The sequence below is a fragment of the Photorhabdus hindustanensis genome (genome assembly GCF_002968995.1).
Classification (GTDB): domain Bacteria; phylum Pseudomonadota; class Gammaproteobacteria; order Enterobacterales; family Enterobacteriaceae; genus Photorhabdus; species Photorhabdus akhurstii.
Genome location: NZ_PUWT01000010.1, coordinates 39698 through 52605, shown reverse-complemented (window position 1 = coordinate 52605; position 12908 = coordinate 39698). Strand labels below are relative to the sequence as shown.

10 protein-coding genes, 4 tRNA genes and 1 pseudogene are annotated in these 12908 nt (G+C 43.5%); 2 read left to right on the top strand and 13 right to left on the bottom strand.

Annotated elements, in window-relative coordinates; translation table 11 throughout:
* Positions 1 to 2 precede the first annotated feature (2 nt).
* Entirely contained in the window at positions 3 to 1127 is a 1125-nt protein-coding gene (gene hemX / locus C6H66_RS04750) for a uroporphyrinogen-III C-methyltransferase (protein ID WP_105394930.1), read from the top strand.
* Positions 1128 to 1130: 3 nt separating this feature from the next.
* Entirely contained in the window at positions 1131 to 2363 is a 1233-nt protein-coding gene (gene hemY / locus C6H66_RS04745) for a protoheme IX biogenesis protein HemY (RefSeq protein ID WP_105394929.1), read from the top strand.
* 81 nt (positions 2364 to 2444) lie between these two features.
* Here hemY and C6H66_RS04740 read toward each other — a convergent pair whose 3' ends face one another.
* The 13 genes and pseudogenes from C6H66_RS04740 to rfbA all read right to left on the bottom strand — a co-directional run bounded on the left by C6H66_RS04740 (position 2445) and on the right by rfbA (position 12899).
* Positions 2445 to 2747: an NINE protein gene (locus C6H66_RS04740; RefSeq protein WP_105394928.1), complete on the bottom strand. Its 303-nt coding sequence runs from the start codon at positions 2745 to 2747 to the stop codon at positions 2445 to 2447.
* Positions 2748 to 3519: 772 nt separating this feature from the next.
* A tRNA-Pro gene (locus tag C6H66_RS04735) sits at positions 3520 to 3596 on the bottom strand.
* Positions 3597 to 3636: 40 nt separating this feature from the next.
* A tRNA-Leu gene (locus tag C6H66_RS04730) sits at positions 3637 to 3723 on the bottom strand.
* Between the two features lie 15 nt (positions 3724 to 3738).
* Positions 3739 to 3814, bottom strand: a tRNA-His gene (locus C6H66_RS04725).
* A 77-nt stretch (positions 3815 to 3891) separates the two neighbouring features.
* A tRNA-Arg gene (locus C6H66_RS04720) sits at positions 3892 to 3968 on the bottom strand.
* Positions 3969 to 4125: 157 nt separating this feature from the next.
* Positions 4126 to 5502 (bottom strand): bifunctional threonine/serine APC transporter ThrP, encoded by a 1377-nt coding sequence (thrP, locus tag C6H66_RS04715; RefSeq protein ID WP_046395360.1) that lies wholly within the window; start codon positions 5500 to 5502, stop codon positions 4126 to 4128.
* 256 nt (positions 5503 to 5758) lie between these two features.
* Positions 5759 to 6496 (bottom strand): lipopolysaccharide N-acetylmannosaminouronosyltransferase, encoded by a 738-nt coding sequence (wecG, locus tag C6H66_RS04710; RefSeq protein ID WP_105394927.1) that lies wholly within the window; start codon positions 6494 to 6496, stop codon positions 5759 to 5761.
* Positions 6487 to 7866 (bottom strand): ECA oligosaccharide polymerase, encoded by a 1380-nt coding sequence (wzyE, locus tag C6H66_RS04705; protein WP_105394926.1) that lies wholly within the window; start codon positions 7864 to 7866, stop codon positions 6487 to 6489. The genes wecG and wzyE overlap by 10 nt, the downstream gene beginning before the upstream one ends.
* A pseudogene (locus C6H66_RS04700) lies at positions 7863 to 8949 on the bottom strand (TDP-N-acetylfucosamine:lipid II N-acetylfucosaminyltransferase). The gene wzyE and the pseudogene C6H66_RS04700 overlap by 4 nt, the downstream one beginning before the upstream one ends.
* A complete protein-coding gene (wzxE, locus tag C6H66_RS04695; protein WP_046395363.1) occupies positions 8946 to 10196 on the bottom strand; it encodes a lipid III flippase WzxE in 1251 nt (416 codons plus the stop codon). Before wzxE ends, C6H66_RS04700 begins: the two are co-directional and overlap by 4 nt.
* A 1-nt stretch (position 10197) precedes the next feature.
* Positions 10198 to 11328: a dTDP-4-amino-4,6-dideoxygalactose transaminase gene (gene rffA / locus C6H66_RS04690; RefSeq protein WP_105394925.1), complete on the bottom strand. Its 1131-nt coding sequence runs from the start codon at positions 11326 to 11328 to the stop codon at positions 10198 to 10200.
* A gap of 1 nt (position 11329) precedes the next feature.
* The gene (gene rffC, locus C6H66_RS04685) at positions 11330 to 12040 is read right to left on the bottom strand and encodes a dTDP-4-amino-4,6-dideoxy-D-galactose acyltransferase (RefSeq protein WP_105394924.1); all 711 of its coding nucleotides are present in this window, start codon (positions 12038 to 12040) and stop codon (positions 11330 to 11332) included.
* Positions 12018 to 12899 carry a glucose-1-phosphate thymidylyltransferase RfbA gene (gene rfbA, locus C6H66_RS04680; RefSeq protein WP_105394955.1) on the bottom strand — a complete coding sequence of 294 codons (882 nt, stop codon included), beginning with the start codon at positions 12897 to 12899 and terminating at the stop codon, positions 12018 to 12020. Before rfbA ends, rffC begins: the two co-directional genes overlap by 23 nt.
* Positions 12900 to 12908 lie beyond the last annotated feature (9 nt).

Here is a 12908-nt window from a genome sequence, read left to right as displayed (position 1 = left end):
CTATGACGGAGCAAAAACAGTCCGCCGAGACAGTTGAACAAACAAAAACTATGGTTGAAAACTCGCAACAGCCCGAAACCGAGCCTCAAAAGCAAAAACGTTCTGGCACGCTAAAAAATCTTATTGCTATTGCAATCATGCTGGCAATCGGCGGCGGTCTTTATTATTACGGACAGCAACAAAGCCATTTACTGAGTGCGGAGAACCATGAGCTACGCCAACAACTGGAATCACTGAAACAACAGCAATCACAAGATAAACAGCATATTGAAGCGCTGTTTAAAGAACAATCACAGACTTTAAGCCATTTCGCCGCACAAAATGGTCAACTGGGTAATAGCCTGCAAGAGTTACAGGCCAAAATCTCTGCGTTATCCAGCTCTGATGTAAAAAGCTGGCTACTGGCACAAGCTGATTTTCTGGTCAAAATGGCAGGCCGGAAATTATGGAATGATCAAGATATAGTCACCGCCGCAGCGCTGTTGAAAAATGCAGATGCCAGTCTCGCTGAAATGAATGATCCAAGCCTGATTGAAATCCGTCGGACAATTACACAAGATATCAGTACATTATCTGCCATTAGTCAGATTGATTTTGACGGCATTATCCTGCGAGTTAATCAGCTTTCTAACCAAATAGATAACCTGCGCCTGGCTGACAATACAACCGATGGTTCTCCAATGGACGAAGATAATGATGAATTAACCGGTACATTATCTGAATGGCGCCAGAATCTGAGCAAAAGCTGGAAGAGTTTCATGGATAATTTCATTACCATCCGTCGCCGGGATACCACAGCAGAGCCATTACTGGCGCCAAATCAAGATATCTATCTACGCGAGAATATCCGAGCCCGTCTGTTAATTGCCGCCCAAGCAATACCGCGTCATCAAGGTGAAGTTTTTAAACAGTCATTAGAAACGGTCTCAACTTGGGTTAGAGCTTACTTTGATATCAACGATCCCAACACCAAAGCATTCCTGGAAGAAATTGATTCATTAAGCCAGCAACCTGTTTCCATCACTGCGCCAGACCAACTTTCAAGCCAGCCTTTACTGGAAAAATTGATGCAAACCCGGGTTCGCAGCTTACTTTCCCAATCTTCTGAAACTAATCAGGAGGGCTAAGTTATGCTGAAAGTTCTATTACTGTTTGTGGTACTCATTGTTGGTATTGTGCTTGGCCCAATCGTTGCCGGCCATCAGGGATATGTTCTGATTCAAACCGACAATTACAACATTGAAACCAGTGTTACCGGCCTGTTCATTATATTTGTTCTTTTACAACTGGCACTTTGCCTCATTGGCTGGTGCTACCGTAGAGTTATACGCACAAGCTCACGTACCCGTGGCTGGTTCCTTGGACGCAAACGCAGCCGTGCCCATGCCCAAACAAAAGAAGCGCTGATCAAACTGGCAGAAGGCGATTTCAAACAAGTTGAGCAATTACTGACCCGTAACGCTGATCATGCAGAACAACCTGTGGTCAACTACTTACTGGCGGCTGAAGCCGCTCAACAACGCGGGGATGAATTCCGTACCAATCAATATCTGCAACGGGCGGCAGAAGTCGCAGACAATAATCAGTTACCGGTGGACATTACTCGTGTACGCATTCAACTTGCGCAAGGTGAAATTCATGCAGCCCGTCATGGTGTAGACAAGCTATTAAATCAGGCTTCGCGCCATCCAGAAGTCTTACGCCTGGCTGAACAGGCTTATATGAAATCAGGAGCTTACCAGTCACTGATTGATATACTACCGGTAATGGAAAAAATTCATCTACATGATGAGTTACAAATTCACAAATTGCGCCAGCAAGCCTATATCGGCCTGATGAATCAGTACATGGCAGAACAAGGCAGCGAAGGCTTAAAACGTTGGTGGCATGATCAAAGCCGAAAAATTCGCCATGATGTGGCTTTACAAGTTGCAATATCTGAACATTTAATTGAATGTGATGACCATGAAACTGCACAAAAGATCATTTTGGAAAGTTTAAAACGTCAATACGACGAACGTTTACTTTTATTGATCCCACGCTTAAAAAGCGAAGATCCAAAGCCGATACAAAATGCGTTGGATCATCAGTTAAAACAACATGGTTCAACTCCCCTGCTAAACAGTACGCTTGGACAAGTTGCTTTGCGCCACGGAGAATGGGAAAAAGCGGTAAAAGATTTTAAAACCGCATTAGCCCAACGTCCTGATGCACATGATTATGCCTGGTTAGCAGATGCATTGGATAAACTGCGTAAACCAGAAGAAGCCGCACAAGTTCGTCGCGAAGGATTAATGCTCACTTTGAAGCGTGAGAGTAATGTAGTGAAGAGTGATCTAGTTAATAGCAATAGTGTTAACTAACACTGTAACGTCGTGATCTCTCATCCACTATTAGCAAGTCTTCATGCCGATGATTAAAAATGCCCCGCACGGGGCATTTTTCTAACCATATTTTTTGGCAAAATCTTCATCGGAAGTGCAAAGATAAATAATAAATTCAATAAATGCGATAAATACAGGGATAAATGTCCAGCAAAATAGCAGATATAAAACCCCCATACCGATTTTGCCCAGATAAAATTTATGAGCGCCAATGTAACCAAGAAAAAACGCCAACAGTGCAGCAACAATTCGGTTTTTACTACCAGAAGAATAAGCCTTTATCATTGCGCCACAATGTGGGCATGATTGTGCAGACTCATGCAACATTCGACCACAACCAAAGCATCCAATCATTTTTGACATCAGTATTTCCCTTAAGATAAGTTTAGGAACGAAGTAACCGAATTAATTTTATAGCAAAAAACTAACCATCATATTTTCAGTTGTGTTTATATTAGATAGTAATACCTAAACAGTATATAAACCTACCAAATATATCTTTTAGAAATAAAAAAAACACCTACCTTAAAAACAAAGATAGGTGTACAAATACAATCAGGTCTACAGACGGATAGTGCCTCACTCAACGTTGAGTCCGGCCGGCGATGAAAAGAAGGTTATATCTTACTCATCTGTGACATGGACAATAGGCACCGATAATCGGCTCTGCATCATCCCTGGGTTTATGAAGCATATGCAATCATAAGAAATAGGATGAGCATCTACTCCTATAATAATGCATTTAGCGTGCCAACTTTTATTCAAATGAAAGCTGCCTCGCTTCATCAGCTATTTCTCTATTTATTACAACAAGAAATCGAATCACCACAAAATCCATTTTATGCACTGTCTCTTATTTGAGACAAAACATAAGGTATTTATTATTTTCATTATAATTCAATTCGTTATAAGTCTCTTATTTGAGACAGCTAATATATCAATTGTCGTCAAAATACAAAAAATAAGAAATTTCCATATAAAACAAATAGTTATTTTCAAAAAAATAATCCACTAAATTTTCATCAGCAGAGAACAACTTGAAGGTACATGGATAGGATAAGGAAACAAAAAGTCAGAGGGACAAAAAGGGATAAAACGCAAAAAACCCTGCGTTGTGCAGGGTTCTTTTAGAATTTGGTCGGCGAGAGAGGATTCGAACCTCCGACCCACTGGTCCCAAACCAGTTGCGCTACCAAGCTGCGCTACTCGCCGAAATTTTCTGTATTTTCTATTCTTCTTTTTCTCTTTTTTATGGTGCGAAAGGGGGGACTTGAACCCCCACGTCCGTAAGGACACTAACACCTGAAGCTAGCGCGTCTACCAATTCCGCCACCCTCGCGTGTCATAAAAAAGATGGGGTGGCTAATGGGACTCGAACCCACGACAACTGGAATCACAATCCAGGGCTCTACCAACTGAGCTATAGCCACCATAACAGCTATTTACTGCTTAAATACCTAAACTACCAACAGCGTAATACATCACCGCAGCTCTTGCACGCAAATAATGGCGCGCCCGACAGGATTCGAACCTGAGACCTCTGCCTCCGGAGGGCAGCGCTCTATCCAGCTGAGCTACGGGCGCTTAACGCCGTTGCGGATGGGGATAGTACGGATTTAATGATCTACTGTCCAGTGCTTTTTTAAAGAAATGATGCGTTTGATTACACCTTGTTCATTTCGTAGATAAAGCCAGCCCTTAATTTCCCTACTCACTACCACCGTGACAGTAAATCAGTCGATCAGACCTTGAGTTTTTTACCGTTAAAAAGCTTCACCAGCCAATAAATCAGCGACACTATCAACAAAAATCCCCCACCTACCAGCAATGAGAAACGGGTATCCGGGTTAATTGCCATACCGATCAACACACAACATAAAAATGCCAATGTCAGATAATTAACATAGGGGAACAGGATAGATTTAAAACCATGTTGCTTCAGTGCTTGTTGATGATGCTGACGAAAACGCAATTGGCTCATCAGAATAACAAACCACGGCACCATTCCCGGTAACACACTGGCACTGTACACATAAACAAAAACCGCCTGCGGATTTGGGATCAAGTAATTCAAACTAGAGCCCACAATCAAACATAAGATAGTAATAGCAATACAAATTACCGGCACCCCATTCTTTGACAATTTAGTCAATGATGAAGGCAACTGACGGTTTTGCGCCAACGCATAGAGCATCCGTCCACCACTGTACATGCCGCTGTTACAGCCGGAAAGCGCAGCCGTCAATACAACAAAGTTAATCACGGCTGCCGCTGAGGTGATCCCGACTTTGGTAAATGTCATTACAAACGGGCTGCCCTGTGAACCCACTTCTGTCCACGGAAATAATGTAACGACAATAAAGATCGCGCCCACGTAGAAAATCAGGATACGCCAGAGAATATTGTTAATCGCTTTCTTCAATGTCACCTGAGGGTTCTTCGCTTCCCCCGCAGTGATACCAACCAACTCCACCCCCTGATAAGAGGCAACCACAATACAGAGCGCAAACAAAAACCCTTGCCAATCACCCGCAAAGAAACCGCCATGCGCAGTCAGATTATCTAACCCAATAGGCTGCCATTGATTACCAATACCGAAAAATATCAATCCCAAACCAATCAGGATCATGACGATAATTGTGGTCACCTTAATCATCGCAAACCAAAATTCCAGCTCGCCATAAAGACGTACCGCCGCGAGGTTAGCCAAAGCGACTAATGCCACTGCAACCAATGCTGATACCCACTGAGGAAGTTCAGGGAACCAGAACTCGGCATAAACCCCGATAGCCGTTATTTCTGATATTCCTACCGCCACCCACATAAACCAATAGCCCCAAGCGGTGAGGCATCCCCAATATGGGCTGAGATATTTATGACCAAAAGAAGCGAAAGAACCCGTGACAGGTTCAAGAAACAGCATTTCTCCCATCGATCGCATAATGAAAAAAACAAAAATTCCGGCAATAATATAAGCCAGCAAAACGGAAGGGCCAGCCCATTTCAGTGTACTGGCCGAGCCCATAAACAGACCGACACCAATTGTGCCGCCTAATGCGATCAGCTCTATATGACGGGCTTCTAAGCCCCGTTGCAAGCTATGTTGTTGATCTGCCATAAATTCCCTGTCCATTGTTATATGTTGTAATGTGTAAATAAAAACGCACAAGACTGATGTTAATCAGCCATAAAAAGGTCAGGGATCAAAACATGTTTTTCCACTGAGTGGAATAAAAAATTATCCAATAATTAACTACAAATAGTGAAAACCCGGCAGGATCAAACTGTTAGATAAATATTGTGGAATAAATTCATTGTATCGACTGACGAAAGCATCACCTGTCGAAAATTCACACAACAGGCAAGAAGCGGATTTACAGACGACCACTGTAATAATACCCAAGAAATTTCAGTAATTTAAACTGGCGACGAATACGGCTCGGTTGTGATAACAGACGATAAAGCCATTCAAGCCCCAAATTCTGCCATGCTTTTGGCGCACGTTTTACATGGCCGGTAAATACGTCATAAGTACCGCCAACTCCCATATACAACGCATCCGAATGAATTTTTCGACAGTCACGCATAAAAACTTCCTGTTTAGGCGATCCCATTGCAACTGTCACAATCGCCGCACCGCTGGCATGAATCCGTTCAAAAACAGCATTACGTTCTTCTGGCGTGAAATAACCGTTCTGACTGCCAACAATATTGACGTTCCACTGTGCTCGCAGTTTACTTTCCGTCTGTTCCAATATCTCTGGTTTACCTCCAACCAGAAAAATAGGCGTGCCTTCTTTGCCGGCACGCTCCATGATGGCTTCCCATAAATCAGCGCCCGCTACACGAGAAATTTCAGCACCCGGGTATTTACGGCGAATAGCACGTACAATACTGATACCATCAGCATACAGATATTCTGCGTCACTCAGCAGTGTACTTAAAGATTGATCTTCCTCTGCCGTCAGAACTTTTTCCGCATTAATCGCAACTAAAGTACCCGTTTTTACCTGTCCGCGTTGAAAAATATGGTCAAGAAAGTGCGCCATATCGCGGAAGCCCCAAATATTCAAACCACGAATACTGTATTTAGGAATATTGTTTAGCTCCATTTTCTTTCCTCACATTGCAGCGGACGTTTTTGTGATACAACCAAGTTGCTAGTCAGATACTTTTTAATCAGCCCCGCACTCTCAAATAACCAGTACAACAACTTAGCAATTACCAGACATAAGCCAAAAATAATACAGAAAAACACCACACGGGAAACAAATGAATCCACTCCTTCGCGAGCTAACACAATCATGTTGAAGATCGCGCCAAAGCAAAATGCCTGCAAGATAGCGGCCTTATAACGATTAGTCTCCTGTTTTCCTAATTCATAAATCCAGTCAAACCACTTAATTATCAATCCAACAACAATCGCACCAACCGGAATAAACAACACGCCCCCCATCACAACCAGAGAGCCTATCAGAGTCGGGGAGATTGCCAGACCAGAGTGGTTATCCAGTACTTCCCAAGTAAAATAATTCGCAGAATTCAACACAGCATCAGGTCGTCCTGGCCAAAGCCAACTTGGAATAAAGACATAGAAATCACGGATAATAGGCGCTAACCCCTGAAAATCAATTTTGTCGTAGTTATTCAGCAGTAACGCAAAATTTTCCCACGGTGAGAAAGTATCCCTTGTCAGGTAGAGGAAAGTATAAAATGCTTCTGCACCACTGACATCCAAACTATAACGTTTGAGCGCCAACCAAAACATGCCAACAATCCCTATTGCGCCCGCCGTTACCAACATCCACAAGGTTATCCAGCCACGCACAATACCAATAAACAGAAACAACGCGAACGCAATAATAATATTAGCCCGTGTTCCGCCAACAATGACATAAGTTAGTATCCCAAAAGCAACTGTGCTCATCAGAAAGAACAGCCAACGTAACTGTGTCGGCTTCAAGAAATAGACCACCAACATGGCAGGAATAAAGAAGTAAAAGAACCGTTTTAGGGCAACACCGGAAACCTGACTGGAAAAAATTTGACTGTACGACTGTAACTTAAACAGTAGAAAACCATTTTGCATAAAGAACAGCCCCACTGTCACCACCGCAACTGATGCCAGTAGTAACCATGTAAAGTTAGTTTCTACCCGGTTCATGGTAAATACCGGTGCTTTAGGCTGTATAGACGGCTTTCTTAGCCGTGTTTTATAACTGACGTAATAAATACCATAAAAACAGGTCGAAGCCAGTAGAGCATGTAGTAAGGCATCGACAGGCACCACTGCAACATCAAATTGGAAAACTAACAGACACGTCAGCGGGAAGCCAAAATAGAATGTCAGCAAATAAAGCAATGAGAAGAATATATTAAAATTAAAACGTACACGCCGGAATTCCTGATAAGTCAACGTCAGGATGAAAACCAGTGATATCAAGTAAACAACAAATAATCCGCCAAACTGCGTTAAAGTCATTGCTGCTCTCCCGCCGCTTTCGCTAGCGCCTGCCGCCAACCATCAATAAAGTTCGGGCTAAAGAAAGCTATCGCGTTTCTGTCTAAAGAGAGCATCTGCCGTTGCGCTTCCGCAATCAGTTGGTTATCTAAAGGATCACCAGCGAAAAACACCGGCACTTGCTGTTCTGTCAAATCTTGCCAAAAAAGATTCTGGCGACTAAGTACAAACGGCACACCAAATTGTATCAACAGACAAATTGTTCCAATTCCCTGCTGGCGATTAAACATGAAATACCCTAAATCACAACGGCGCAGTAATGCCAGATAATCATCAAACGCCATATTTTGCTTAATAATGTTCAAATTTTCTGGCCGAAACAGCGATAAAGCAGCCTGTTCAACCTGATTAATATAAACCTGATTGTTTTCGGGATAACCCATTGGGATAATGATTCGTACCTTATCGCCAAACTGTTTATGAATAGTTTTCAATGCCGTAATATGGCGGTTCGATCGATCACCGGAATTCCCCAACAAAATGGTCATTTTGCCATCTTCAACAGGTATTCTTTCTGCAATTGTCAAAGCAGGTTCCATTCTGGTTGGAAAATAGAGCAATGATGTCGGTACGTTTGGATGATGCTGAGAATAAAAATCGAGATCTCCACGAACCGCAAATACATGCCCTACCCGGCGCTGTGCCAGACGACGCAAGAAATAGAATAGACGGAATTTTAACTGACTGGAGTCTTCATACAGATCCGCACCCCAAGCATGCCACCAAAACTGATTATGTTTGATTTTTCCTGACAACAGCGCCAACCACAAGCTCACATTAAATTGGCCATGAAAAAAAAAACCGGCAATCTCTATCTGAACGGGCTTGAGCAATAACAGCTTGTGCCAGAGATTTTTTACTGTCGAAGAATGCCATATCCAATGCCGGGCAATCATCCAATAAAGCACGATTCCTGGTCACCACCATAAACTTCGGTTTGGCTAAAAAACCAATTTCTTGTGCTAAGACGTCATTAAAAAAGCGCAATACTGTTCGATTGTGATGTGGAATATCAGATCCCAAAACGTGAATTAGGGTTGTCATGCTCGCCTACGATAAATAAGAAATGCACCACAACAAAGGGTGAAATAAATAATGTAAGTTGCCATATAGGCTTGTGCTGCACCTAATGCTCCGTTTACAGGAATGAGCCAATGGGCAAAACCAGTAAGCAGTAAAAACTGACTCACTTCTGTCAACACATAAAAACGCAATGCAGCCTTGGCAATCACCAGATAGCCAAAAACATAAGCGCCCACTTTCAGAACATCACCCACCAACTGCCAGGCAAAGAGATCACGCATAGCAGTAAATTTGTCAGAAAACAGTAACCAAATGGCAAAATCACGCAACAGCCATACAGTAAAACTTGCAACCGCCACAGCAGGCAAAACAAATTTCAGCGCCTTAATTATCTCATTTGATATTTCGCTCTTACCCTGCAATCGTGAAAGCGTCGGCAACAGATAAACAGTAAAAGATGCTGTGATAAATTGCAGGTAAGCATCGGAAATACTGCTTACACCTTGCCAGATCCCTACATCGTGCCAACTATAATGCTCTGCCAGCAGATTTCGCATCATAATGTAGGCAACCGGTAAAGTAATAGAAGTCAACAGAGCCATAAGGGTAAATTTGCCAAGCTGACCAGCCAATACTTTATCCCACATGGGTTTAAAACTTGAAATCGATACCGCTTTGAGACGCCAAACCATCAATCCCGCAGGAAATATAATTAATGCAGGCACTAAAGCCAAACCCGCCAAGGCACCTTCATACCCACCAAGGACAAAACAGAGATAATAGGCCATCACGCCAATCACACTACCTAAAATAATTGCCAGCGCATTCCTCTGAGCATCTCTGTATCCTTTCAAAATAGCCAAGAAATAGTTGGCAAAAGCAATCCCCATTTGAATAAAGGCAAGTGCCTGCACAACGGGCTCATAATCTTGATGACCAAACAACCCAATACTGATAGCACCGCTAAACAGCAAAAAAATCACCGCCAACAGCGTGGAAAACCCAAGAATAATGGTTGAAGATGTTCCCAGTACCGTGCGCAATCTTTCCGGCTGCTGCTGATATTCAGCAACATATTTAGTCACACCATTAAAAATACCGGCACCAGCCAACACCCCAAGCACAGTGATAAGCTGGCGGAAATTACCCGCCTGCCCAACCCCACTGGGGCCAAAAGCAACCGCCAGTAATTTAACGATCAAAAGCCCCACACCGATTTTTATCAGCGTGGAGCCCGCAGTCCATATTGATGCTTTAGCTAACGACATATCAGGCGAAGTATTCCCGAATATGTTTGATGACAATCTGCTGTTCAGCGTCTGTTATGTTGTAAAACATCGGTAAACGCACCAGACGATCACTTTCGCAGGTAGTAAAACGATCTTCCCCGTGGAAGCGGCCAAATTTTTCACCACCGGGGCTGGTATGCAGAGAAACATAATGGAATACCGTTAGTACACCCGCGTCTTTCATATAGCTATTGAATGCTGAGCGTTCTTCAACATCTTTCAGCTTGATATAGAACATATGGGCATTATGCTCCAACCCTTCCGGTATTACAGGCAACGTCAGGAGACCAGCATCAGCCAGCGGTTTTAATGCTTGATAATAGGTATCCCACAAGGCAAGGCGACGTTCATTGATTGTCTCAACTTTCTCTAATTGCGCCCACAAATAAGCAGCCTGAAGCTCCGACATCAGATAACTCGAACCGATATCGCGCCAGGTATATTTATCAACTTGGCCACGGAAAAACTGGCTACGATTAGTCCCTTTTTCGCGAACAATTTCTGCACGGGAAATCAGTGATTGATCATTGATAAGCGCAGCACCACCTTCACCACCAGAAGAGTAGTTTTTTGTTTCGTGGAAACTATAGCAACCAATGTGTCCGATAGTTCCCAGTGCACGCCCTTTATAAGTAGACATTACCCCCTGCGCAGCATCTTCCACGACAAACAGATTATATTTCTCTGCCAGAGCCATAATGGTATCCATTTCACAGGCCACACCGGCGTAATGCACTGGAACAATCACGCGTGTTCTAGCTGTAATTGCTGCTTCGATTTTGGTTTCATCAATATTCATGGTATCCGGGCGGATATCCACAAATACAATGGTTGCCCCACGCAGTACAAACGCGTTAGAACTGGAAACGAAAGTGAAACTCGGCATAATAACTTCATCACCGGGTTGGATATTCAGCAAAATAGCCGCCATTTCCAGTGCAGCGGTACAAGATGGTGTTAATAGAACTTTCGGACAATTGAAATGTTGTTCCATCCACTCTTCACAACGTTTGGTGAAACCACCATCCCCGCAAAGCTTACCGCTCTCCATTGCTTGCTTCATGTAATCTAATTCAGTGCCAACTACTGGTGGTTTGTTAAATGGAATCATTTCATCCCCTATATAACCAATACGCGGTGCTTTCAACAAACGCACCACTGCGTGTATAAAGGCGCAAAGCAGCAATGTTGCTGGTTTGTGTCGCAATCCTTAACTGCCGTATTTGGTGGCGTTGACACCACTGCTGCGCCGCCAACATCAATTTTGAGCCAATCCCACGGCCAATATTTCCTGGGAATACAGCCAGTAAACCCATACGAGCCTCTCCTGCCCCAATATCCCGTAAAGTAACAAATCCTGCGGGTTGCCCATTATCTCCGTTTACCAGCAAACATTGATGATCAAATGTCCCCAATACCGCTTTTTCAACCCAAGTCGCGTAGAAACGACCACTATCCTGTGGTTGATACCACGGGGTTCGGAAACGACTTAAAGGAAATACGTTGGACGCCACCTCTTTCAACATCGGGATATCTCGCCGCTCAGCCGAAAGTAGATTACTTTCAGAGTTGTCTTTAGCATTTTCTATGCCAATCATTAAGGAAAAGTCTACTTCCCCTTCCACTAGCGAAAAGCCCAACGCGGATAAGCCATCAATAAGATCCAATCGCTGTGCAGGTACTTTAGCTTGCACTAAAGTATACTGATCTAACTGAGATGAGGTTAGCAGACCGGCATCAGGTGTGAAATCAAGGCGAGCGGTGGACAACCCAAAATAGTGGCTATCCCACTCTAATGGTTCAATATTGGCGCGCACGGACATGGAGCAGATCCAGCAGATATTGACCATAGCCAGTTTTTGACAAGGATTTTACTGTTTCTCTTAACTGTACATCATCCAGCCAACCATTACGCCAAGCGATCTCTTCAAGACAGGCGATCTTAAAGCCCTGACGTTTCTCAACGGTCTGTACAAAAGTGCTGGCCTCAATCAGGCTGTCATGAGTGCCAGTATCCAACCAGGCAAAACCACGCCCTAACAACTCAATGTTTAGTTCGCCACGTTCCAAATACATCTGGTTAATACTGGTAATCTCTAGTTCACCTCTGGCAGAAGGCTTGACCTGCTTAGCAAAATCTACTACTTGATTATCGTAGAAATAGAGCCCCGTTACCGCCCAGTTGGATTTTGGCTTTTCTGGTTTTTCCTCAATAGAAAGAACGCGGAACGCGTCATCAAATTCCACCACCCCAAATCGCTCAGGATCCATCACTTGATAACCAAAAACAGTCGCCCCTTTTCCACGAGACACAACCTTCCTCAATTTTGGGCTGAACCCTTGTCCAAAGTAGATATTGTCTCCCAATACCAAGCAGCAAGGCCCGCCGTTGATGAACTCCTCACCAATCAAAAATGCCTGAGCTAAACCATCCGGTGATGGCTGTTCTTTATAGCTTAAGTGAATACCAAATCTGTCGCCATCACCTAATAGTCGGCGGAAAGAAGGTAAATCTTCTGGCGTAGAGATAATCAAAATATCACGTATCCCTGCTAGCATGAGTACTGACAAAGGATAGTAAATCATCGGCTTATCATAAATTGGCAGTAATTGTTTGGAAACACCCTGTGTTATCGGATGCAACCGGGTTCCTGATCCACCTGCCAGAATGATCCCTTTCATATTTACTGC